Here is a 23,080-nt window from a genome sequence, read left to right as displayed (position 1 = left end):
CTTTAAAATACAAAACGCCCGATGAAGTACATCGAGCGTTTTAGTTAAAAAGTGTCAACCCATATCAGGACGGGTCACTCTCTTTTGATGCCGCGTGCCGCTCTACCATAAACGTGATCACTTCTTCGTTTAAGCAAGATTTGCTGATGTATTGGCGTTGTTTACCAAGGTGAAGGATAAAGCCCAAATCAGTTTGTTCGAGTTGGTCGATTTCATTCCAAGCGAGGCTGCGGTCAACTTTACCGCTTTTGTAGCGCACGCCATCTGCATTCACTTCAAACACCACTTTACTGCCGCGGCTTGAGCTGATGGTTTGACGCCACAGCCACCAAGTTCTTTTGAAGTAAACGCTGCACGCTTCAATCACACTCAATACGATAAAGAACCAACCGACGTAACCGTTAGGTAGCAGTTCAAACTCCAATAAAACCACACCAAAAATTAGAAAGAGGATCCCTTTCAAATACGCTTGCGGGAACTTAACTGGCTGGCTAGTTTGATCATAACACTCAGCAAAAAATGGCTTGTCGAGTGTGTATTCTGTAGTGAATTCGAAATCTTTAGACATGTATGGTTACTTCAAGGCTTCTGTAAATGAGTAATCTTGGTTGCACTCTCGCAACACCTGCATTGTAGCGCTTCTCGGGATTTATCTTTAGTCATTTTGATTCTGTTTTGTAAATCAATGATACCGCCACGCCAAAAGACCTCGGTGCACTTGCCAAGAGCAAACAAGGCGAACCATTTGGCTCGCCTTGCTAATAAATACCCTGTGTGACTTGTTGAGGTTTTCTACTTTAGAGGGTCGTTGTCTGGCAATGCACTGTGTATCCAGACTGCCAGTCGGTGTTTGATGCTTGCGCCGTCTAGCTTGCTTTCCGGTAGTGGCGTGATCTGTTTGGCGTCGACCAAGAATAGGTAAATCGCTTTTACTCTCAGAGGTTGTGGTGACTGAGGAAGGTCAAAGCCTTGTAGCTTCGCCATCTTCCCACCAATCTCTAGTGCCTTCTTAACCAGTTTGTCTTCATTGTGAAGCTTGGAGCTTTTTGACATTTATAAATCCTCTTCTTCGCTTCAATTAAGAATACATGAAGTGTCGCGTATGGCGTGTTAGTAAGCTCGCATATTGATAAGTTTATGCCTTCTTACCGAGTAACTGATTGAAAAACGACCTTAATTCGTCATCACCAAGATTGAGCAGGTAGTCACCAATATACCATTCAACAATCGATTGATTTGGATGTGCCGTGACTTGCGGGTTACCAAACCAAATGCCCTTTTCCGTGGCAAACGTGTGTTGGAGTTCTTTCAACTCTTCGCAGCTAAATGGCAGGATAAGGTGCAACATATTTGCTTGAGGCTGGGTTGGTCTTACCGCCAAAGATGGGAACTCATCAATGATCTTGTAGATTTGTTTTGTTCGCTCAAACAGAGCCCGCAGCTGCGCCAACCTTTCATCGAACGGCATTGCCGCAGACACTACATAAGGTGTTCCATTAATGATTTATTTAGAACAGAGATCATGCTCACCGTAAACGAGCCACTTTGGCAAATATGCGGTTTCTGGAATTGTCCAGCCATACTTATCGTATGCCAATGCAGCAAGACCAATCAGTTTCAAAGAAACATTCCCTTTTGGCGAATAACGAACATCTTCATTCATGTAGAACTGGTAATGCGCCTCTAACGCATCTCTCAGTGCTTCTTGATAATGCGCCTCATCGCCATCGATAATGGCAACAAACACATTCACAAATGGAATAAACAAAGAGTGTACATATGGCACTCTGGTTGATTCTAAGTATTGCGGGGAGGATTTCTCCATCACAGTTTGCAATAACTCTGGTAACGCTGATGAATTGCTAAATACACCGTTAACGAACTCGACTAGCGCAACATCGAATGGATCTTTTAAACGCACTAACGACTCATCCATGATGGTCATCAGCTCTACGCAGCGCCAATCTCTCGCAGCCATCGCTAAACAGATTTCATCCAACCATGCATCCATTGTTCCTTCTGCAACAGAACGGTTACCTACTTCCGAAAAGTGTCGGTGCCCAACGGAGAATTCAACCACTTTGTCTGAATGATTGGCCAGCAAGTACACGTTATTCAGTAACTCAAGTGCTCTTTTTATATAAGCTGGCGAGGCCTGATGTTGTCCGTATTTTGAAGCAGTGAAGAATGAATCAAGCGAATACCAAGCGTCGCCTTTCATTCTTTTGAGAGGTTGCTGATAAAAAGATTGTTTTTCATCAAGCATTTCTTCCCAGAAGTTGTAAAAATCTTCATCTTCCTCACGAAAAATACGCAATTTTCTTTCTTCAGGTATATCTAAATAGTGATTTTTTATTGTTTCCATCGTTCCCTAGCCTCGCATTATAAGTTGTTCTAATTTTTTGCTATGATGATATTCATCCTCAAAATCAAGCCGTGAATGATGCCGAAGTTGATTTATAAAATCAATTTATAATCAGTATGTTGTATCGAAAGTTAATGCTTAATTGAAATGAATCGAAAAGCCGAAAAACATTTGAAATATAAGGCTACCGCACAAGCCGCGATGGGTAAGCCAGAACGTACCTGTCCATAAACAGTGGACGACGAACACTGACTTTGTGGAGTAAAGATAGACAGATATTCACCATTGTGTTCGCCTTTCTTTTTCTGTCGCTTTCGATAATACTCTTGCGCAATATTACTCAGCTGGAAAATTTTATGCCTCAAGCAAACTCTGTGGTCGTACTCGACTTTGAAACCACAGGTCTCTCTCCTACTTTAGGTGATCGCGCAATAGAAATTGGTGCAGTAAAGTTAGTCAATGGCGAGGTTGTAGATAGTTTTCAGCAACTCATGAATCCCGGTTTCAGAGTGAGTTCTTTCATTGAGAACTACACCAGCATTACCAACAATATGTTGCGATCGGCACCAAGCTGCGAAGAGGTAATGGCGTCATTTAGTGAGTTCATTGCTGGCGAGAACCTTGTCGCTCACAACGCGTCCTTCGATAAACGATTTTTAGATGCAGAGCTTGAACGAATCAACTGTGGTTATTCGGGTGAGTTTGCTTGCTCCTTACTGGTAGCAAGACGGCTCATTCAAGAAGCCCCATCACATAAGCTAGGTGAACTTGTTCGCTATAAAAATATCGACAACGACGGTGTTTTCCACCGTGCACTAGCCGATGCGCAAATGACAGCCAAGCTTTGGCTCTTAATGGTCGAAGGGATAGAAAACTCAGGCGTCGAAAAACCAAGTTTTCAGTTGATGCAAACGGTCAGTAAAACAGCCAAAGGAAAAGTCGACCTGCTACTCGCCAAAAGCCGTGCGTAACACCCTCCGAACTAAAAGCTGATTCTAGTCTCTTCGACGTTTAAGTGATTTTCGATATACATGCGATATTGGTTATCCCAGTGAATTTCCTAATCCGAACGCGGTAGTTCGCTGGTCTCACCAACCAAACTGGCTTACTATGCCAGGTACCTAAAACGCTTTTTGAGTCACTCATGAGCAGAAAAAATAACAAAAATCTCAGCATTCTTCTTAAACTCAACACCTTTATTGCACCCTATAAATGGCGGGTTGCGGCGGCCTTGGTTGCCCTTGTCGCGACAGCAAGTTTGACGTTATCCGTTGGCTATGGAGTACGTATTCTTATCGACCAAGGCTTTGCTCAGCAATCACTGCAAGAGCTTACCAATGCGATTCAGTTTATTGTCGGTGTAACATTGTGTATTGCCATTGGGACTTTCTTTCGCTTTTACCTTGTCTCTTCCGTAGGTGAGCGCGTTAGTGCGGATATTCGCCTTGCGGTGTTTAACCATGTGATTACGCTGCATCCGAGCTATTTTGAGACCAACAGTAGCGGCGACATAATGTCGCGCCTGACTACCGATACCACATTGCTGCAAAGCATTATTGGTTCATCGTTCTCGATGGCGATGCGTAGCGCTTTGATGTGTTTTGGTGCCATCATTATGTTATTCGCTACCAACGTTAAGCTCACGCTGATTGTGCTTGCTTCTGTGCCTTTGGTTCTGGTTCCGATTTTGTTTTATGGACGACGCGTGCGTGCTCTCTCTCGCCAAAGTCAGGACTCAATGGCCGATGTCGGAAGCTACGCTGGAGAAGCGATAGAACATATTAAAACCGTGCAAAGTTTTAGCTCAGAGTCGCATGAACGAGCGGCTTTCGCTGTCGAGGTGGAAAAAGCTTATGAAGTAGGCAGACAGAGAGTAAAACAGCGCGCGATCCTGATATCAGGCGTTATTGTGATTGTGTTCAGCGCGATTTCAGGCATGCTTTGGATAGGCGGCAGCGATGTGATTCACGGAAAAATGTCTGCGGGTGACCTAGCCGCATTTGTGTTTTATGCCATTATGGTTGCCTCATCGACTGCAACCATTTCCGAAGTCATGGGTGAATTGCAAAGAGCCGCAGGTGCTACCGAACGGCTGATTGAGATCCTTCAAGTAGACAGTGATATTAAAGCGCCAAGCAACTATTTGCCTGTCCGTTCCGACATGCCTGCTGAGGTTAACTTTAATTCGGTGAGTTTCAACTACCCTTCTCGACCAAATCAACCAGCAATCAAAGAATTAAATCTAACTGCTGAACAAGGAAAAGTGTTGGCGTTGGTCGGCCCTTCTGGTGCCGGTAAAACAACACTATTCGAACTGCTGCAACGCTTTTATGATCCGCAAAAAGGGCAAGTGTTGTTTGGTGGTGAAGATATTCGACAGTTCGATCCAAACGAGCTTCGACGTCAAATGGCGCTCGTACCACAACAACCAGCGCTGTTTAGCCATGATGTTTTCCATAATATTCGCTACGGTAATCCTGAAGCGACGGATGAACAAGTTATCGAAGCCGCGAAAAAAGCCCATGCCCATGAGTTTATTGAGAAGCTTCCCGAAGGCTATCACAGCTTTTTAGGGGAGCGCGGCGTTAGGCTATCGGGCGGACAAAAGCAGCGTATTGCGATTGCTCGCGCGATTCTAAAAGATCCAAAAATCTTACTGCTAGACGAAGCTACCAGCGCCCTTGATAGTGAAAGTGAACATCACGTTCAACAAGCACTTGAAGCTCTAATGAAAGGACGCACAACGCTGATTATTGCTCATCGTCTTTCGACTATCCAACATGCGGATAAAATTGCGGTGCTCGACAATGGCGAGTTAGTCGATGTCGGTAACCACCAATCATTAATGCAAAGCTGTGAGTTGTATCAGCGACTTGTGGCATTGCAATTTAAGCACTTGGAGTAACGCCTAGTTAAGCGTTCAAAAGTAAGCAAAGGCGGACCAAATAATTTAATAACAGGAGTTTAACGATGTTTTTGTGTCAGTCCAGCGAGCCTTGGCGAGACTAAGAATCTAGCTCTGAGTGGTTAATGAGATAATTTAGACCATGAAGAGCTAGGGTAGAAGATCCCACATCATGTCCCATCGTCGCTGTACAAGGTGACGAAATACAAAAGATGCCACTCGCAGTTAAACGAGCGGCATTAAACCAAGCAGCTCGTCTTTTAACAAAGGAATTCCAGTAACCAGCGTATTCTCCCTTCAACTAGAAACACTCGTTCACAACTACCATATAAAACCCAATCAGCTTCATTTGTAATAATTCAGGTTTCAAAAATAGGAAATCATTACTGAAAAAGTTTACCGCGTTTTGTGTTGCTATCTATGGTTACAATATTTGAGACATCAATGCCTTTAAACCAAGCAACACAAAAGCGGCACCGATATGAACAGCGAAGCGAAACAACTATTTTCTTATCTATGTCAGCGATACGATGCGCTTTCTCAAGAGCTTGAGTCTCGCCCTTTTCCTGAATTTTCTGAGACTATTACTCATCCTCTTGGGCACTGTTTAGTCCGTTGCCCAGCAGGTAGCCAACGCTTTTCTATTGTAGCAGTCAACTTTGCACCCTCCATTCGCGGGCAAGGCGTGCTTACTGCATTTATCGACTACATCAAAAGCAATCCTTACCACTACCAAGGTGTTGAGGTTGCAATCATTGAAAACAAGAACTTAGCTAAACGGCTTTTGTCTCTTGGCTGGAAGTACAAGTCCCTGTTTGGCAAAATTTTCTTCGCTAGCAAGCCGACCCTAGTAAAGGACTTTCAGTCTACGTAATGGTTATTACGACACCGCATCGGTATCCAAAGTAAAGCCATCACTCAAAATCCGTAAGCATGTTGAAAAAAACTTGGCGATCTTCTGCAGTACTTCCTCGATGAGCAGTGTATTCAACGTGCGCGTCTGCGCTGGCTTTTGGGGATAGATTGATGCCCCATAACGCATTAATTTGATTTGGTACGATGGAATAACGCATATCAACAATTCGCATTTCATTATTCGGATCCTTCGCTACAAAACCGTTTGAAAACCAACGGAAACGTTCGATGTCTTTTGCTTGTTGCGATTGCGGGTTTAGCCACGGAAATTGCTCTTTTATATTTAACTTTGGAGTTGATTCGCCAGGGTAAATTTTTATTGAACGCCCCACCCTTACGGCATCTACATAGTAGCTCTCTTCCGTTTCATAAATTAGTTTCCAAACCAAAAGATTGCTGAAACTTGGTTTGGCTTTTAATTGTATAGCGTTGTGTTGTCGCTCTTTGACGATTTCCCAACCAGCTACTTCTGCTCTATCTCGCTGGATCATTCCAAGACTTAGGTAAGCCAGGCACCATAAAAATGCAATGCGGGCATAGTTTGGGCTTCGCTTCAGTGCAACAAACAAAAGCAATATTAAAATAGGGAGTGTGAACGCGGGGTCGATTACCGAAATAGTGTTCCAAGCATAACGCGTGTTGCTTATCGGCCATAGAAGCTGTGTTCCATAACTGGTGCATGCGTCTAATAACGCATGGGTACTATAACCAAGCGCGCAGTAAAACCAACTCTGCCGGAAGCTTAGTCCTCGCTTTTTTGCGAACAATGGATACAACACCAAAGCACAAATGAAACTACCAAACGGGATAAACAAGAGCGAGTGAGTAAATTGGCGATGGTATTCCAAATACAGCAAAGGATCAGTTGAAGAACGGATGAGCACATCTAAATCCGGAGCCATCCCAGAGACCACGCCCAACACGCCAACAACTGCAAGGTTTCGCTTGTTGCTCACGGCCAGTGGCAAAGCTGCACCCAATAAACCTTGCGTTAACGGATCCATCGTTCACTTCCTTTAGATAGATGAAGCTCAGCTGGAAAGCGTACACGCTCAATAGTCGGTTCCAATTTAAAAACCAGAAGGTTCTTCGACATAAATTATCCGCATTTAAGTGGAAAACAATACACGACTTAGTCATGCATTTGCTTGTTTAGCAACAAACACCTTGATTTAGTGTAAGAAGGAATCACGCCGTTCGCTAGTGAACGAACAAATCTGAGTCTAGGCTTGTTTGGTATTTCAAACCCGAAGGTTTATCTGACGCGAAAAAACAAGGCGAACCAAATGGCTCGCCTTGTTTCTAATTTACTGAACGATAAACGACAGGTGTTTAGTCTTGAGGATTCTCTTTCGCGTTGATTTCAGCGTAAGTGTGCAGCAGCTCCGTCAATGTTTTTACCCACGCAAAAACATCCGAAGGTGCATTTTCGATTAGTTTTTCCACTAGAGCACAGTGTGTTTCTAGCGTGATGGCCTCTTCCAAACGGAATGAGATCGCGTAGAAATGCCAAAGCACCAATCGCGTCATTCGCTCGCTATTTTGCTTTGCGTTGTCTGAGTCATCAAACGCTTGTTGAATTTCACTCAGTGCGATTGCTGTCATGCGTAGCATTGCATCAAGACGTGCAGACAACATGCGGTCTTCACTATCCACTTCTTCTTGATCAAAAGTGAACAGCTCATTCATCACGTCTTCTGGCACCATTTTACTGATCATACGAGCACTAAACTCTTCCAGCTCATGGCGAGGCATAGTTACAAGACAATCGAAGGTGTAATCACGAAGCATAAAATCACTCTAGGTTAGAAATCAATTTCAGCCTCGCATTCTAAATATTGAAATTTCAATTGCCAGTGTTAATTTCTATCCATCTACGAAAAACTACAAAACACCGTTGATTGCAATACCAACACCAATCCGCTGCTGATTATGATCATAGTCGATCAAACTCTTACCATAACCCGCTGAGTATTGTGCGTACCCCTGAACTTTGCCCCAAATCGGAAATGACACACCGAGTTCTGCAAAACCCTTATGTGTTTGAAAGTTCTGGCGACCTAAAAAGGTAAACTCGTAACCATTCCACTTGTAAGCACTCGATAGCTCAAAGTGTCCCATATAGTCTTCGATATCCGGGTTATCATCACCTTTGGGATCATTAGGCGATGTCTTTTCATCTTCAGGTATACGCCACCAAGGCTGGATAGAAACCGCAAAATTGTCTTTTGCAAAGGTTAAGTTGGCATAGACACGGTTCCAACTGCGCGATAGCTCCTGTCTCTGACCGTTAGACTCATGTTCAATACCAAAACCTAACCAAGTCGAACCATCAAGTGGTTTCCAGTCTGTTGGGGTGTAGTAAAAAAGCTCTGGACGATAATTGGTTTCACGGAATGGACGAGATGCTGCCCCCGTGTATACCTGCCAAAATGATTTAAGAGTCATTCCAAAAAACAGACCATCGCCATCAAACAACAAGTCATCATAGTTCATTGGTACTTTAAAACTGATTTGGAACTCCGCCTCTTCCTTACGCAGTTCATCGCCGTATTTGGTGTCGGCATACGCGCGTTTATTTACACGATCACTGTATGTAAACGGAAGAATATAGTTAACGCGATGCGCGACTAGGCTAAACGGTTCGAACGCGTTTTCTCGTTCTGATTCCAAACGCTTGTCGACCAAGCTTTCCTGAAGTTCTTCAGGCTCTTCAATTTCTGGATCTGCGGGCACTGTGCTGGTTACTGTGTCAAGCTCACACTGCGCGCGAATGCTCTTTATGGTTTCCTCACCTTTGCTTTGCTTTATTTTGTCTAGCAAACATAAATCATAAGCACTGGCTGTTTCTCCCATCGCAACTGGCGCTGCCAATAAACTCAGTATTGATATCCCTGCCACTTTTGAAGCCATCTGAAACCCTTAATATTCTTTATGTCAAACCAAATAATTTTAGTTTTTCTTGGTAAACCGCTTGCCATTCTGACGTTAAGACAATGTTAAATGTCCGCCGACTTTACATCTTGGATAAATGCAACAGACTTCGAACATATCGGCCAACTATGAGCAAAGCGCAAAAACAACCAAGAGTTGAGCATCATAGATAAAAACCACTCGTTTGCATGATGCTCATGTTCTCTATGCAAAATACTGGCTCGTAACTTTGATTGCAAACCCGGCTATGAATAAACCCAAACCAAAACCCAAATGCGCCAATGTGCTAAGAAAACGGGCTTTCCAAGGTGTTGGGGTTTTACTCGCAGCAAAACCAAATCCTAGACAAGGTTGAATGACCAAAAATGGGAAGATCAACGTTACCACGCCTGTAATTAAGCTGGGCATTAGACTGGGCTCTACCAACCAATGATGACCAAAAACAGTAACGTGAGCCAAAGCGAAAGTAACGCCGATGGCATAATGAAAAAACCAGCCCAGTGACTTTTCTCCCGGCATCGCCTCCGACGCCATAATTGGCGCATGCATAAACTTTCCTTGGGGCATGTACAAAACCCAGCGCGCAACCAACGCATAGTTTAATGAAGGAATTCCAAACACTCTCCTTTGTAACCATGCCCATAAATCCATTATCAAAGTGGCACCAATCCCTATTAGCACCGCTTGCAATCCCATTAAAAGCAGCATTTTTCTCTCCTCAAGTTTTTGATTTGTTAAGGTCTTAGTTGCATGCTACAACTTAAAGCCAACTTGAAGTCAATGGGGAATAATATGGATATTGCAGAAGTGGTTAGAAAATCAGGATTGCCGACTTCAACGCTCAGGTACTACGAACAGCTGGGGTTAATTCGCTCGATAGGAAGGAATGGATTGAGACGCCAATATTCACCAGAGGTACTCAATACACTCAATTTAATTAGTTTGGGGCGTATCGCTGGAATATCGCTTAACGAAATGGCAGAAATGTTGAATCAATCAGAAGTTTCAAAGCCATATATCGATCGTGACTTACTAACAAAAAAGGCACTTGAGATTGATGAGCAAATAAAACGTTTGAAAGCGGTGCGAGACAGCCTAAACCATGTTGCCACCTGCCCTCATGAGTCACATATGGACTGTTCTTCATTTCAAAGGCTTATGAAGGTCGTAAAGCGTTATGTCCCCCAAAAACAGAGATAAACCGCTCTCACTACCTTCCTATTCTTGATTTAAAAGGAAGTAACTCGACATGGAGGGTTACTTCCTCTCATATTACTTAGCTTTCGCTTTTACGTACTTCTTCACTTTTTTCATCGCCATTTTTTGCTTCAGCGGTGAAAGGTAATCAATGAACAAGTTACCAGATAGGTGATCAATTTCGTGCTGCATCACAATCGCCAAGAACTCATCGCTCTCGATTGTAATCGGGTTGCCATCACGGTCTAGTGCAGAAACAACAACTGACGTGTAACGCTCTACATCTGCGTAGTACTCAGGAACAGAGAGGCATCCCTCTTGACCAAGTGCTTTGTTTTCTCCGCTCACCACTTCTGGGTTAACCAAGATTAAAGGATCATTGCGTTCGTCAGAGATATCGATGACAACAACCGCCTCTTTTCTGCCTACTTGGGTTGAAGCTAAACCGATACCATTGCCCGTTGCGTAAAGTGTTTCTAGCATATCGTCTATCAGCGTTTGTACTGTCGATACATCAGTGACTTTTTCTGCTTTTACTTTAAGCCTTGGATCTGGAATGGAGAGAATTTCGAGGACTGCCATACTTACCTTTCATATCTATAAATCGTAATTCGTGGCGAATTATACACACGTTTCTCGATACATAAACCTGCTAAGCTATCTTGCGCACAAGGCATAAACCATTAACTCAAACGACAACACAATAAATGGGTTTGCCTTTTAAACAAAAAATCCTACAAACAGGAAACTAAAACGCCAGCACATTATGGCTGGCGTCTTGTCATGATCCTAATTGAATCGTTTGTTGTATTTTATCTACTGACTTTCCTTGGCTTTGAGTAACACTCTAATCGCCATTTTCTCACCACTTTTTAAAATTAAGTAGGCGATGCCAATCGTTATTAGCATTATGATAGCAATAAAAATACTTACCCCACCGAGCTCAGATAATAAATAAAACGGAGAAATATCTAACGACATTAAGATAAGAGAGAACACTACCAAACTTGCTAAAGTCCACAGTAAAACAGCATACCATCTTGTTTTTGATGGCATTACATCTCCAGTCTTGTAGCCGAAGTAATAACCAACACTCATGGCTGGGATTAACGTGCTAAGAAAGCCTGTACCACTCATTTCTATCCCAACAATATATTCAATGGCCAACAGCAATGCAGCCCAACAAACGGACGCCAGACACAACAGAGACGTAACAAGAAGTACCGATGGTGGCTGGTTTATTTCTGATTCTGAATAGTTATTTTTTAATTCCACTTTCATTTCTTTCCATTTATTTGAATAAAATAAGCGTTTTAGATCATGCTTCCGCTTGGACAACCTAGAGAAACAACACCACAAGAAATACAACTTGTAGCTTTTTAAATAGTTTTATTTTCATTTAACCTAGATTCCAACTAACTGTTATTTTTAATAACTAAACCCTCTCTCTCAAATTGTATATTCAATAAGTTTACTCATATGGGCCCAGTGCAACCATGTTAATACGTTCTATGTATCAGAAACAATTCATTTATTTCCAATGACACTAGTGAGATCATGCGACGTGATTGGAATCTCACTTAAGTTTTCATGGACCTATAGCGCTGAAAATTGAAGCCTCTACCTGTCATAGAATAAAAAGCCGTCAAAACCAGTTGGTTCTGACGGCTTTTTATAAGTGCCCAGGGATCATTACCTACACAATTACTGCTTGAAGCTTATCTAGTGACAGACCTAGATAGCTAATAGTCATCCTTGCTATCGGAGGACTTTATTGGCTTTTACGCGGACTTTAACTAACACATCACCATCGACCAACCTAAGGTCGAATATTGGTGAATGTCGCGATGGTGACTCCATCACTTTGTGACGACAACGATTTTACGTCTGCGCTAAAGTAATATGGATTAAGTGGCATTTTACTCTCGGCTAGTCGCGCGTAGTAAAGCTTGGCGGGCTGTTTTGCCATTTGTTGCGCGTACAAATACCCGACCAGCGCATGTTCAAACTGGTGGTAACCACTTCCCCAATGGAACGCTTTGGTTGATTTAGGATTCAGACCAACACCTCCGTACTGATGATCCACCCACACGTCCATAAAGGTGGGTAACGTGTATTGAAGCGTTTCTTTCATCGAACCATCAACAAGGGAAACTGTCATTGCCGCTTGATCGAGCTCTGCCCATTCCCAAGACGAGCTATAGTGCTTGTATGGTCTTGATTGCCAAGCAGGAATGCTCTCTTGTGCCCATTTACTCTGCCATTCTGGTGAGAAAAGTGCTTTGACTTGCTCAAAGTTTTGCTGATATTGCGCTTGCTTAAGCGTGTGTTTCATTCCTTTGAAACCAAACTCTGTCCAATTGGAATTTTCCAACAACTGACCAGTGAGATACGTCATCCAATACGCTTTGATGGTGTGTCCAAAATCATTGTGTTTCGCATCTGGCATCATTACCGCTTTGTGGTGTATCGCGCCATAAAAACGCCGCTCTTTGTCGGAGTGGTAGTTATCCAGCATCACTTGCGTCAGCCACTCCAGATCTTGTTTCCACTTGGCTTGCGCTGGCGGTGGTAAAAGTGGCGCCGTTAACAACAGGTAGCCATTAATTTGGTCAAGTTGAGCGACTAACTCTTGCTGCTTCTCACTTTCCCCATCACCATCTTTCAAAACCCACGCCAGACCGCGATCATCGCTTCGTCGGTATTGTTTAAATATAAACGCTTGCTGGTCGATAAGTGCTTGTTCAACCTTTGGATCTTGCGTCAAGTAGTAGTACATCGCCAAGCCCACCAAAGCGTAAGCTTGGTCTTGAGAAGTTCGCTGTTGCCACTCCATCCCCGGTTTTCCACTACGCGTAAAGCTCACGAAGCCGCCGTTTTTCTCATCTTGTAGATGATCAATCAGGTAATAAGCCCCTTTCTTTGCCAGCTCTAATGCTTGCTTGTCACCCGTAAGATGAAAAAGCACGCCATAAGCGTAAGTTTGGCGCGATTTCATGCGGGTGTATTCGCGATCGAAGTGCGGGCTAATCCACCCTTTGTTTAATTCTTCACACGGTTTTTGTGGGTCGAGAATGACACCGTTATCACAACGAAAAGTCGGAAAATTCCCCGCAGGTTGTCCATGCGCGCTTTCCATCATCCAATATGGGGCTAGGCCATTCGTCACATGGTTTAACCAATCATCCCCCGAAGGCAAGCCTACATCAGCAAAGCTGCTCATGCTCGTCGTTGCGAGCAATAAGGTAAGATATTTAAAAGACATAACACTCAATTAAGTTATTGAATTTTATCCAGTATAAATAACTCCCTTTACGCATATTGTTGTCGTGCTCACAATCGCCTTACGCATTTGTTTGCATCAATCATCTTTCAGCCTTGTTCGATGACTGAGCCGAGAATAAACGCTACTCTGTCTTCGACTGACATTTTGGGCACTTCGATCAATTGATAACCAAATTTGTGATAAGCGTTGACCATCTGTTGATACGTAGCCACCGCTTCAGAAAAATCTTGCTTTCGCTCTTCGTCGTTGCTGAATATCGACGTCCACGGTGGAAAAATGAATACTTGAGAATGATAACGAAGCGTCTGGCAATGCGTGATGAGCTCATGCGAGATTGGCAGTTGTTCCAACTTACTGTAGCCATATACGTCCACAATACTGCGATCAAAAAACACATTCCCTTGGTGGATATTGAAAGCTCGGTAATTGCTCACTTCTACCTTCATCATTTCGTCTCGAAAAGCTTGTTTGTCATTCCAAGGTAATGCTGAACCGTGATTGGCAACCTGCGTTTGTATTACTTGACGACCGGTTTCTGGCGCGCAGATAAAGCCTTGTGTTTTTAGTTGTTCGATAACCGAGGTTTTTCCTGCACCGGGACCACCGGTGAATACGATGAGTTTATTCAAATTTGTTTCCTTATTTTTTGTTTGAGTGAAGTAATGCGTGTACAGACAAGAAAATGGGCATCATCTGGCGTTTGAAATTGGCATTTGGCACGCCAGCGTTAAGCGAGATCGGTAGTGGGAAATTTGGGGGAATAGAACTGAGCAGTGAAGAGATTTACAAAGTAAGAACCGAAACGACGTGTTCATCGGTTATGGAAAACGGAGGAATGCTGAGCGAAGCAAGCTCGCCCAAAATACTGGGTTGGGAAATGGTGCGATTGGTTCTGCTGGTTAACGCGTCAATTGGATATCTATATCAAGAAAATGGCACCTAAGCCTAAGAACGCAAAGAAACCAACGACATCGGTAACGGTCGTCAATACTACCGAGCCAGCCACGGCGGGGTCAATGTTAAACTTTTTCAACGTGAATGGTATCAACGTACCCGATGCCGCGGCCGCCAAACTATTGAGGAAAATGGCACAGCAAATAATAAGCGCCAATGGCAAAGAGTCAAACACCATGTAAACGACACCCGCGATCACCAATCCCATAATTAAACCATTAATGGTGGCGATTTTTAATTCCTTATTCACCAATAGCTTCAAGTTACTTTGGTGCAAGTGGTTCAATGCGATACCCCGAATGGCCACCGCTAAGGTTTGGCTACCTGCGATGCCGCCCATACTCGCCACAACGGGCATTAAGATAGCAAGCGCAACGACTTGCTCGACCACATTATCAAAAAGCCCAATGATGGCGGAGGCTACGAAAGCGGTCAGCAAGTTAATCACCAACCAAAGTGCTCTTAGCCTTGTCGCCACGCTTAATGGTGTGAACAAATCTTCTTCGCTTCGTACGTTTTCTGCCACTACAGCTTGTAGGCTGAGTTCACGCAAGGTAATCGCGATGGTCGCCATCGACAAGACGCCCATAATTTTGCCACCAGCCATGATAGGAAACCAATGTGCTCCACCATCAATCGAGACTTGTTTGCTGACGCTTTGAATCGTTTGAATATCTTCTAGAATTGGCGTAACTACGGTCAAGTCGGTAAGTTTGATATGATTTTCGTGCAGCAACAGGGTATGCGGCTCTATCGTACCAATCACACCACTTGCATCACGCACAATAATCAACCGCACAGGACTTTGCCCGCGTTTTAGCAGCTCGGTTTTTATGCCTCCTACGCTGTTTTTAGGGTTTGCGACCAGAAAGTGAGGCTCGGCATAACGTCCAACTTTGTTGTCTTCATACGACAATGCTTGTTGGATATGCGCGACAGACTCTTCACTTTGATCAATAAGGTATTCATCTACAAATTCGGTCGGTAGAAAGTCCGCAAAGATGATCAGTTCTGAATCCGTTATGTACGCCAAGCGTTCATGTTGTAATTCTTTATTGAGTGATTGATGAATGTGCTTGGCGGTGTCGTATCGGAGCAAATTCAATACCGTCCAATACTTCTCAGGCGGCACTGCTTCTATGACACGTTTACGGTAAGCAATGTTGACCGATTCCAAAATGTTCGCAATCTGTGCTTCTTGATAGTCTTTCAAAAAGCTCAAGTCTTCGGTCGATTCTATCGCTTTAATGATCTCAGCAAGCAAATGTGGCACTTTGCGGTTAATTTGCAATTGGTTGGAATCTATCATTACTTTTACCTATAGCTTTCACTACCACATTCGCCGCATTGACGATATGTGCTATCCGAAGGCATGAATTCTTGATGTTAAAATTCTAGGCGATAGTTGACTTAATTGCGGAATTTATATTTCGCTCGCAGAAACAAAACGCCTCTGCATCAGTTCATGGTATAGACTTGAATGTGTGTCAGGCTCATTCGCCTTGTTTGATAATGGAGTAATCAATGGCACCTGTATTTTTTCTGACTCAGCAGGCCGCCTTACCAAGTCGTAAGGTGCTTCGTAAAGTGATTCAATTTTCGACAGCGTTGGCTCAGCCTATTGTGGTTTTAGTGGAAGACCATCGCCGAAGTGAAGATCACGCATTCGCTCATTTTCTCAGTTTCAACTCTGACCATATAGAAAAAAGACAAGCTGAGTTTGAAGCTTGGACCTTAAAGTTCAACGCATTAATTGTCGAACTTTGTGAAGAAGAAGAGCTTGAAACGCCAACGCTCTCTTACGAGCATTTCAAAGGGAGTCATTGGGTTGAGCAAGTTGCGAAACGACTTGTTGACCACACTGACTTACTGCTCGTGGGACACTTTAACAAACACGAGATTCAAACGATGCTCACAGAACTAGCACAACAAGATTGCGACTTGTTGCTACTGAGTGAGCGTTCATGGCCTTCTCACGCCAACATGCTTTGTGCAATCGACCCACTTCATCGAGGGGATGAAAAGTCGATAGTAGATAAAGCCATCGTCTCGCGAGGCTCAAAATTAGAACAAACCTTAAGCGGGAAAATGACGCTCGTTTACTGCCGATACGTCGCGCCATACCTCTCTCGCTATCGTGCAGAGATATTAAGCAACCAAAAAGCAGGCATTACAGATTTTATTAGTGCGCAAAGGTTAACTCGAGTACCACTACTGCTGCCAGAAGGAAACCCTGAAACGGCGTTACCAAAAGCAGTTAAGCAATCACAAGCAGCGATTTTGATTATGGGGGCATGTAAACGAAGCATGTCATCTCAATTTTGGTCTGGCAGCACTGTAGACACGTTACTTGATCAACCACCTTGTGACCTACTGTTGGTCAACAGCTCCAAGGGCTGACTAGGTATTCCCTATTAACCTATCCTTTCAATACCAAGCGCAGTTATTGGCTCTTTACATCTTCTAACTGCGCGGCTTCATGTTCCGCGTTCAAGGCTTGTTTCTGCTGCTGTTTTATCTCATCCCAACTGCGTCCCGATTCAATCGCAGATACACGCTGCTCGTATTTAGTGCAGGCTCTTTCGAGTACTTTCTCAGGATCTATACCCTTTTCTCTTTCCAGCGCTTTTAATACGTTAAGATAGTTCCACAACACATCGCCTAACTCGTCTTCCAAATGACAAAGGCGATCCTCACGAATCTCTACGCGGACTTCATCAACTTCTTTGCCAATGGCCTCCAGATAAGTCTCTACGCCTTTAAACCAAGTATTGGTTTGGTCATATTGAGATTTTCTCGTCGCAATTGCATACAGCTCATCAAATTTCTTCATTGCCTCTCCGTAGAACACGTTTTTATTTATGCCTTTTTAGGACGAATAAACTTCCCTTTAGCCGTCACTCTAACTTCGCTTTCGACCCGCAATTGAGCCACCAGTTGATATATACCGCGTCGTTCACCTTCACAGAGTGCGGTAATCGTGACTCGATCATTTAACTGAATAGGTGCATGGTAGCGCACATCCAACTGCGCCGTAAGGGCTTGAATGTCTCTAGATAACAAACAATGCGTCATTGCACCATCGAGAAGCGAACTGGCAATACCACCATGCAACAGGTCTGTGTAACCTTGATGACGCGGTAAAACGTGAAACTCTCCGACAACAGAACCATCGGCTAGGTATTGGTAGTTCACGGCCAAAGAGTTCGGATTCACATTAATTGAAGAACAAACCGCACATTGATGATGAGATTCGTGAGTGTAATGACAATAGCTGTTTGTAGACATGATAGTTACTCGGTTTCTCAAAAGAGTAATTAGCATATGCCAACAATTAAAAAGAAACGGCGAGTAATCTTTGTTTGCATGTTGCAGGGCCAGCAACCTCGCTTTTCATAACACTAAATAATCATTTTAATAATTAACGATAATTTCCAGTTTATTTAGAGTGGCGATATGGTTTGCATAGTGATTACGCAACGTTATGAAAAGGCGACTTATGAAGTTTCTCCACACGATGATCCGTGTTGCTGACCTAGACAAATCGATCGAATTTTATACAAAGGTTCTGGGAATGAGTGTTTTGGATCGTTTTGAAAACCAAGAATACCGTTACTCACTGGTGTTTGTTGGTAACCCTGATCAACCAGATGGCGCGACCATCGAGCTAACTTATAACTGGGATACCGACAGTTACGACTTGGGTAACGCATTCGGACACATGGCACTGGGGTCTGAAGATATTTACGCCGCTTGCGAAAAAATCAAAGCGCTTGGTGGCAACGTTACTCGCGAGCCAGGTCCAATGAAAGGCGGAGAAACTCACATCGCCTTCATTAAAGATCCCGATGGTTACCAAATCGAACTCATCCAAACTCAAAAATAACGAGGTTTCCTATGACAGACGCATTATTTCAACCCATTCAACTTGGCTCTCTCTCATTAAAAAACCGTATCGTTATGCCTCCGATGACGCGCTCTCGTGCTTCTCAACCAGGTAATATCGCTAACGATATGATGGCGACCTACTATGCTCAACGTGCTGAAGCGGGCCTAATCGTTGCTGAAGGCACACAAATTTCGCCAATGGGTCAAGGCTATGCATGGACACCAGGCATTTACAGCCCAGAGCAAATTGCTGGCTGGAAAAAGGTAACTAATGCGGTGCACGAGAATGGCGGCACTATCTTCGCGCAATTGTGGCACGTTGGTCGCGTGACTCACCCTGATAACATTGGCGGTGAGCAGCCTATTTCTTCTTCTGCGCTAAAAGCAGAAAACGTGAAAGTATTTGTCGATAACGGCACAGACGAACCGGGTTTTGTCGACGTGGTTGAGCCACGTGAAATGACCAAACAAGACATCAAGAACGTTATTGAAGAGTACCGCCAAGCCGCCCTAAACGCGATAGAAGCCGGATTCGATGGTATCGAGCTTCATGCAGCGAATGGCTACTTGGTTAACCAGTTTATCGATTCTGAAGCGAATAACCGCACCGATGAATACGGTGGCTCAATTGAAAACCGTCTGCGTTTTCTTGGTGAAGTGGTAGAGGCGATGACGCAAGCTATTGGCGCTGAGCGTGTTGGTGTTCGTCTTGCACCATTCACTTCGTTAAATGGCACCGTTGATAGTACGCCAGTCGAAACCTACACCGCCGCTGCAGCGCTGCTTGATAAACTCAATGTGGTTTACATTCACATTGCTGAAGTGGATTGGGACGACGCGCCAGACACTCCGCACGACTTTAAAACCGCAGTTCGTGAGGCGTATAAAGGTACACTGATTTATGCCGGTCGTTATAACGATGAAAAGGCGCAACACGCGATCGAAAGTGGTTTAGCTGACATGATTGGCTTTGGCCGTCCGTTTGTTGCAAACCCCGACTTACCAAGCCGCATCAAGCATGGCTATCCACTGGCAGAACATGACCCTGCCACATTGTTCGGCGGCGGTGAAAAAGGCTTAGTGGACTACCCTGCGTACCACGCGGGTTAATTCATCTACGTAAAGCTGATTCGCAACTCGCGACAAACCAATAGCGAAACCAAAAGAACCTTGCTCTTCCCCCGTGACGCCAAGATGCAGGGTTCTTTTTAGGCAAGCCACCAGAATTAACGTCTTTGACAAGATGTACAACCTCGACACGCAGAGCGCGTCGTTTTACTGAGCAAACTGCGTTGTACTTTACAGTAAGCATTCTTTAAAGCACGACGACCTGAAAACCAATCATCCGGTTTAGTGAGGATTAAGTAGCCGTTAAACCTCTTAACCAACTCGGTTCGATTGTTTTCGATAAATCGGCTATCAAACTCGATGTCGAAGTAATTCAAAGCCTCTTCGATACAAGTAAAGCTGGCAATTTTTTCCTGAATCGTATTCTCTGTCATCGTTTCTTTAGCGTAATCATTTTCAATGAAGTCTAAGTGCCTCGCGCTTTACGTTCTTTGATTTAGCGCTTCTTAAGATCATTCTTTATGGGGTTTCCATATTGAAATTCAATTTGGGAATTCGTTAACCCACCTAGCATTTTCATTTTGAAAATCACTTTAAGGCACTGATTTAAATAAACATTATTTCTGGTTCATATTTTGCTCTACTTCATTAAACGGAATGTTGGAGCAACACGATATGACTTACAGAGCAGAAGTAGACGGATTAAGGGCGATTGCTGTCACGTTAGTGATTTTGTTTCATGCAGGAGTTGAGCAATTCGCTGGTGGCTTTATTGGCGTCGACGTGTTTTTTGTGATCAGCGGCTATTTGATCACCACCATCGTGATTAACGACTTAGAAAACCAGAAGTTCAGCCTTGGTGATTTTTATGAGCGACGCATTCGTCGCATACTCCCCCTCTTACTGGTGGTGATCGCCGTCAGCTATTTGATGTCTTGGTGGCTATTTTTGCCGCAAGCACACAAAGACGTTGGTCAGTTCGCAGTGTCTTCCATTCTTTCCGCATCCAACATTCTTCTGTATTTGAAAGGCCACAATTACTTCGGTTTAGAAGATCAAGCCAACCCGCTGTTTCACACTTGGAGCTTGGGCGTTGAAGAACAATACTACATTGTCATTCCTTTGCTACTCATGCTACTCGCTCGTGGCAAAAACGCGTTTTACCTGACTTTTTTCATCGCGGTATTTGCGCTGAGTTTGATGACTATTGTCTACGCGAGCAACGATCCTGATTTCGCTTTTTACATGATCTTCTCTCGTGCTTGGGAACTGGCAACCGGTTCATTACTCGCATTAGTGATGAGAAAAGTCCAAGTTCAATCTAACGATACTCTAGCAACCATTGGCATCGTTTTGATATTGGCTTCCGCGCTTTTGTTTGAAAAATCGCAAGATGGCGCGGGCATTACGCTGCTGGTGCCGGTCATCGGTAGCGCGTTGGTGATTTTGTTTGCCTCTAAAGACAATGTCTGCGGTAGATTACTGAGCCTAAAGTGGGTCGTGTTCGTCGGCTTAATCAGCTACAGCTTATACTTGTGGCACATTCCATTATTTGTCTTTTACCGCTACGTGTTGGACACAACACAAGACGTCAATATCCCGCTTTACGTTATCGCTCTTTTTGTACTGTCTTACTTCACTTGGCGCTTTATTGAAAAGCCGTTCCGTAGCCGAAAAGCCATGAGCATGCGCACTGTGTCCGCGGTTATTGTGTTGTTGACGTTGCCCTTGCTAACGCTCGGCGTTATTGGTCATCAAAACGGTGGTTTTCCAGAAAGAAGCGCATTTTTCGAGGCCATGCGCGTTAACAACGGTTATGGTTTAGATTGCAACGGCAACACCAACGTTAACGATGTGTGCTCGTCTGCGCCGCAGCCCGCCATCGCTGTGTTAGGCAATAGTCACAGCATGGTTTACGTGAAGCGTCTATCCGAAGTAACACCAACTGGCGTGGTGCAACTTACTCAAGATTCCTGTGCGGTCGGTTATGTCGACATCCTAGAAGCTGCTGGCTCAATTTCTTGCCGACAGTTCTTCAATGAGGCTGTCGATACAATTCTAAGTACCCCTTCCATTCGTCGCGTTGTTATCTCTTCTAATTTCAATAAAGAGCTTTCACAAGCCGATTATGAAGCATCATTAACCAAATTATTGAATGAACTGAAAGGAAAGGAAGTGGTCGTTTTCGGTCCAACCCCTTCTGCACCGTTTGCGGTAGGAGAATGCCTTTGGAAAGCGCGTTTGTTTGGCGAGACAGAAGAGTCTGCCTGCGACTTTTCTCCCAAACAACATCACCCTCAAAACGTGGCGAAGTTAGTGAACTACTTTGAGCAATTTGAGCACGTTGAGTTTGTCGACTTGACCGATGCCATTTGCAGAAATGGCGTATGTCGAATGAGAGTTGGAGCAAACAATGCGATGTATACGGATGACAGCCATTTATCTTACAAAGGTGCTGAGTTGGTGCTTGGGCATTACCTCAACACTACAAATGAAGCGCAACAGTTCACTTACGATCAACAATAACCAAGGAAATAAACTTTTATGCTTCAGCGCTTATCTCAGGTAAGCGCTGAATGCTTTAAAGCAAGACAAAGCTAGGCGTCTATTTGAAAATGCGCGGATCAAACGCGAAATCGAGCTTTTCGGCTTTCTTGATGATCTCTTTCATTTTGGGATGATTTGGATTCACCACGTAGTTTTTATCACGAGGTGAAATCGTTGAAGGCACTTGCAGCGCGGCAAACTCTGGATGAGGATCATTGAGAAACTGATCACCAATGTACTGCGTAGACTCGCTCGCCGGTATTGCTCGCCACGTCACAGGGAGATCTTCTTCATCTAAGGTGGCGATGAGGTATTCTGGCATTTCAATACGATATAAATCGTAAAGTTTGGTGATAGCAGGATCGTTGTTTACGTGAACAAACACTTCCAACGAACAAAGGGATTCCGATTCAGAGAAGTAGAGGGCTTCGGTTCCTTTTGAGTTCCATCGCCCTCCAAATAACTTTGCGCCAACGGGGCTGAATGGCGTGTCAGCAAATTTCTTTTGTGTGAGACGATAGAGCTTCATATTACGAGAATACCCCGTGCTCTAAACGGCCGATCAAATCTTTTACGATTTCAAAATCCACCGTGGTCGAGACCATATCAAGTGGACGTTTTCCACCTAAGCCATACACATTCTCTCTCATCCATTTTAACGCGCGCTCTTCGTCGTCAAACAGTTCTGTCGCGAGTTTCAATAACATCGCTAATCGATAGATTGCATCACTTTCTTGCGTATTGAAGCGTTCATCGTTTTTTAGACGACGCTTGATCGTGCTAACAGGTATCAATGTGACGTTTTGAAACTCACTCTGAGAAAGCTTCACACGCTCAACAATATTGCGATACACCTTTGGCTCAAAGCCTTTGTGAACCGCATCAGTGCGACCTGTTTCAGCGTCTTCAATACCCAACATAAACCAGAAATTGGATTTATGAGGTTGTTTCGGTTTGAAGCTTTTTAATGCTGCAGTTGCCATATCAAGCTCCTATGGTTCATATGGTCCAGTTATTATGG

The 23,080-nt window shown here is 43.9% G+C and carries 26 protein-coding genes and 1 pseudogene; 9 read left to right on the top strand and 18 right to left on the bottom strand.

Translation table 11 applies throughout. From position 1 onward, the window contains the following. Positions 1-64: 64 nt before the first annotated feature. The 4 genes and pseudogenes from R7E51_RS15865 to R7E51_RS15850 form a co-directional block, all read right to left on the bottom strand. Entirely contained in the window at positions 65-568 is a 504-nt protein-coding gene (locus R7E51_RS15865) for a YcxB family protein (RefSeq protein ID WP_206957713.1), read from the bottom strand. Positions 569-792: 224 nt separating this feature from the next. Beyond that, a complete protein-coding gene (locus R7E51_RS15860) occupies positions 793-1,053 on the bottom strand; it encodes a DUF5062 family protein (RefSeq protein WP_005376453.1) in 261 nt (86 codons plus the stop codon). An 82-nt stretch (positions 1,054-1,135) separates the two neighbouring features. Beyond that, positions 1,136-1,492, bottom strand: a pseudogene (locus R7E51_RS15855) (threonine aldolase); the annotation flags it as partial. Positions 1,493-1,504: 12 nt separating this feature from the next. Beyond that, positions 1,505-2,365, bottom strand: a complete 861-nt coding sequence (locus tag R7E51_RS15850; protein WP_031781244.1) for an immunity 49 family protein — start codon at positions 2,363-2,365, stop codon at positions 1,505-1,507. A 356-nt stretch (positions 2,366-2,721) separates the two neighbouring features. Here R7E51_RS15850 and R7E51_RS15845 point away from each other — a divergent pair, with 356 nt between their 5' ends. The 3 genes from R7E51_RS15845 to R7E51_RS15835 all read left to right on the top strand — a co-directional run bounded on the left by R7E51_RS15845 (position 2,722) and on the right by R7E51_RS15835 (position 6,144). Continuing rightward, complete coding sequence (locus tag R7E51_RS15845; RefSeq protein WP_206957714.1) at positions 2,722-3,336, top strand: 3'-5' exonuclease; 615 nt, start codon at positions 2,722-2,724, stop codon at positions 3,334-3,336. Positions 3,337-3,509: 173 nt separating this feature from the next. Further along, on the top strand, positions 3,510-5,270 hold the full coding sequence (locus tag R7E51_RS15840; RefSeq protein WP_005388762.1) for an ABC transporter ATP-binding protein/permease: 1,761 nt from the start codon (positions 3,510-3,512) through the stop codon (positions 5,268-5,270). Between the two features lie 481 nt (positions 5,271-5,751). Continuing rightward, positions 5,752-6,144 carry a hypothetical protein gene (locus R7E51_RS15835; protein ID WP_086047431.1) on the top strand — a complete coding sequence of 131 codons (393 nt, stop codon included), beginning with the start codon at positions 5,752-5,754 and terminating at the stop codon, positions 6,142-6,144. A gap of 40 nt (positions 6,145-6,184) precedes the next feature. On the opposite strand, the gene R7E51_RS15830 is transcribed toward R7E51_RS15835, so the two are convergent. The 4 genes from R7E51_RS15830 to R7E51_RS15815 all read right to left on the bottom strand — a co-directional run bounded on the left by R7E51_RS15830 (position 6,185) and on the right by R7E51_RS15815 (position 9,827). Further along, a complete protein-coding gene (locus R7E51_RS15830) occupies positions 6,185-7,189 on the bottom strand; it encodes a metal-dependent hydrolase (RefSeq protein ID WP_086047432.1) in 1,005 nt (334 codons plus the stop codon). A gap of 328 nt (positions 7,190-7,517) precedes the next feature. Continuing rightward, positions 7,518-7,976 carry a hypothetical protein gene (locus R7E51_RS15825; protein WP_005388759.1) on the bottom strand — a complete coding sequence of 153 codons (459 nt, stop codon included), beginning with the start codon at positions 7,974-7,976 and terminating at the stop codon, positions 7,518-7,520. Between the two features lie 93 nt (positions 7,977-8,069). Then, complete coding sequence (locus tag R7E51_RS15820) at positions 8,070-9,098, bottom strand: phospholipase A (protein ID WP_017820977.1); 1,029 nt, start codon at positions 9,096-9,098, stop codon at positions 8,070-8,072. Between the two features lie 225 nt (positions 9,099-9,323). Continuing rightward, complete coding sequence (locus R7E51_RS15815; protein WP_017635322.1) at positions 9,324-9,827, bottom strand: DUF2938 domain-containing protein; 504 nt, start codon at positions 9,825-9,827, stop codon at positions 9,324-9,326. Between the two features lie 84 nt (positions 9,828-9,911). On the opposite strand from R7E51_RS15815, the gene R7E51_RS15810 reads away from it, so the two are divergent. After that, positions 9,912-10,319: a helix-turn-helix domain-containing protein gene (locus R7E51_RS15810; protein ID WP_021707542.1), complete on the top strand. Its 408-nt coding sequence runs from the start codon at positions 9,912-9,914 to the stop codon at positions 10,317-10,319. Between the two features lie 72 nt (positions 10,320-10,391). Here the strand turns inward: R7E51_RS15810 and def are convergent, their stop codons facing one another. The 4 genes from def to R7E51_RS15790 form a co-directional block, all read right to left on the bottom strand. Further along, a complete protein-coding gene (def, locus tag R7E51_RS15805; protein WP_017635324.1) occupies positions 10,392-10,898 on the bottom strand; it encodes a peptide deformylase in 507 nt (168 codons plus the stop codon). Between the two features lie 234 nt (positions 10,899-11,132). Further along, positions 11,133-11,597 (bottom strand): ABZJ_00895 family protein, encoded by a 465-nt coding sequence (locus R7E51_RS15800; RefSeq protein ID WP_017635325.1) that lies wholly within the window; start codon positions 11,595-11,597, stop codon positions 11,133-11,135. 538 nt (positions 11,598-12,135) lie between these two features. Then, positions 12,136-13,581 (bottom strand): AGE family epimerase/isomerase, encoded by a 1,446-nt coding sequence (locus R7E51_RS15795; RefSeq protein ID WP_017635326.1) that lies wholly within the window; start codon positions 13,579-13,581, stop codon positions 12,136-12,138. Between the two features lie 107 nt (positions 13,582-13,688). Further along, positions 13,689-14,231, bottom strand: a complete 543-nt coding sequence (locus R7E51_RS15790; protein WP_053303553.1) for an AAA family ATPase — start codon at positions 14,229-14,231, stop codon at positions 13,689-13,691. 53 nt (positions 14,232-14,284) lie between these two features. Here R7E51_RS15790 and R7E51_RS15785 point away from each other — a divergent pair, with 53 nt between their 5' ends. Then, entirely contained in the window at positions 14,285-14,545 is a 261-nt protein-coding gene (locus tag R7E51_RS15785; protein ID WP_053303551.1) for a hypothetical protein, read from the top strand. Here the strand turns inward: R7E51_RS15785 and R7E51_RS15780 are convergent. Then, positions 14,522-15,865, bottom strand: coding sequence for a magnesium transporter (locus R7E51_RS15780; protein WP_047101467.1), 1,344 nt, complete (start codon positions 15,863-15,865; stop codon positions 14,522-14,524). The genes R7E51_RS15785 and R7E51_RS15780 overlap by 24 nt on opposite strands. Before the next feature lie 215 nt (positions 15,866-16,080). On the opposite strand from R7E51_RS15780, the gene R7E51_RS15775 reads away from it, so the two are divergent. Continuing rightward, a complete protein-coding gene (locus tag R7E51_RS15775; RefSeq protein ID WP_047101465.1) occupies positions 16,081-16,956 on the top strand; it encodes a universal stress protein in 876 nt (291 codons plus the stop codon). 43 nt (positions 16,957-16,999) lie between these two features. Here the strand turns inward: R7E51_RS15775 and R7E51_RS15770 are convergent, their stop codons facing one another. Together R7E51_RS15770 and R7E51_RS15765 are read right to left on the bottom strand one after the other, a co-directional pair. Next, positions 17,000-17,389 carry a MazG nucleotide pyrophosphohydrolase domain-containing protein gene (locus R7E51_RS15770; protein ID WP_206957715.1) on the bottom strand — a complete coding sequence of 130 codons (390 nt, stop codon included), beginning with the start codon at positions 17,387-17,389 and terminating at the stop codon, positions 17,000-17,002. A 26-nt stretch (positions 17,390-17,415) separates the two neighbouring features. Further along, entirely contained in the window at positions 17,416-17,844 is a 429-nt protein-coding gene (locus R7E51_RS15765) for a PaaI family thioesterase (protein ID WP_186585354.1), read from the bottom strand. A gap of 211 nt (positions 17,845-18,055) precedes the next feature. Between R7E51_RS15765 and gloA the strand changes: the two genes are divergently transcribed. Together gloA and R7E51_RS15755 are read left to right on the top strand one after the other, a co-directional pair. Beyond that, a complete protein-coding gene (gene gloA / locus R7E51_RS15760; RefSeq protein ID WP_005376490.1) occupies positions 18,056-18,442 on the top strand; it encodes a lactoylglutathione lyase in 387 nt (128 codons plus the stop codon). An 11-nt stretch (positions 18,443-18,453) separates the two neighbouring features. Continuing rightward, the gene (locus tag R7E51_RS15755; RefSeq protein ID WP_054574608.1) at positions 18,454-19,554 is read left to right on the top strand and encodes an alkene reductase; all 1,101 of its coding nucleotides are present in this window, start codon (positions 18,454-18,456) and stop codon (positions 19,552-19,554) included. A 116-nt stretch (positions 19,555-19,670) separates the two neighbouring features. Here R7E51_RS15755 and R7E51_RS15750 read toward each other — a convergent pair whose 3' ends face one another. Beyond that, positions 19,671-19,946: a nitrogenase-stabilizing/protective protein NifW gene (locus R7E51_RS15750; RefSeq protein WP_053349151.1), complete on the bottom strand. Its 276-nt coding sequence runs from the start codon at positions 19,944-19,946 to the stop codon at positions 19,671-19,673. A 241-nt stretch (positions 19,947-20,187) separates the two neighbouring features. Between R7E51_RS15750 and R7E51_RS15745 the strand changes: the two genes are divergently transcribed. Beyond that, positions 20,188-22,038, top strand: a complete 1,851-nt coding sequence (locus tag R7E51_RS15745) for an acyltransferase family protein (RefSeq protein WP_206957716.1) — start codon at positions 20,188-20,190, stop codon at positions 22,036-22,038. Between the two features lie 79 nt (positions 22,039-22,117). Here R7E51_RS15745 and R7E51_RS15740 read toward each other — a convergent pair whose 3' ends face one another. Then, positions 22,118-22,588 carry an RES family NAD+ phosphorylase gene (locus R7E51_RS15740; protein WP_005376497.1) on the bottom strand — a complete coding sequence of 157 codons (471 nt, stop codon included), beginning with the start codon at positions 22,586-22,588 and terminating at the stop codon, positions 22,118-22,120. A gap of 1 nt (position 22,589) precedes the next feature. Further along, the gene (parS, locus tag R7E51_RS15735; RefSeq protein ID WP_206957717.1) at positions 22,590-23,042 is read right to left on the bottom strand and encodes a type II RES/Xre toxin-antitoxin system antitoxin; all 453 of its coding nucleotides are present in this window, start codon (positions 23,040-23,042) and stop codon (positions 22,590-22,592) included. Positions 23,043-23,080 lie beyond the last annotated feature (38 nt).

The organism is Vibrio sp. Vb1166 (assembly GCF_033338695.1).
Taxonomy (GTDB): domain Bacteria; phylum Pseudomonadota; class Gammaproteobacteria; order Enterobacterales; family Vibrionaceae; genus Vibrio; species Vibrio alginolyticus.
Note: the sequence above shows the minus strand (reverse complement) of the source record. Positions and strands in the feature narration are given on the sequence as shown.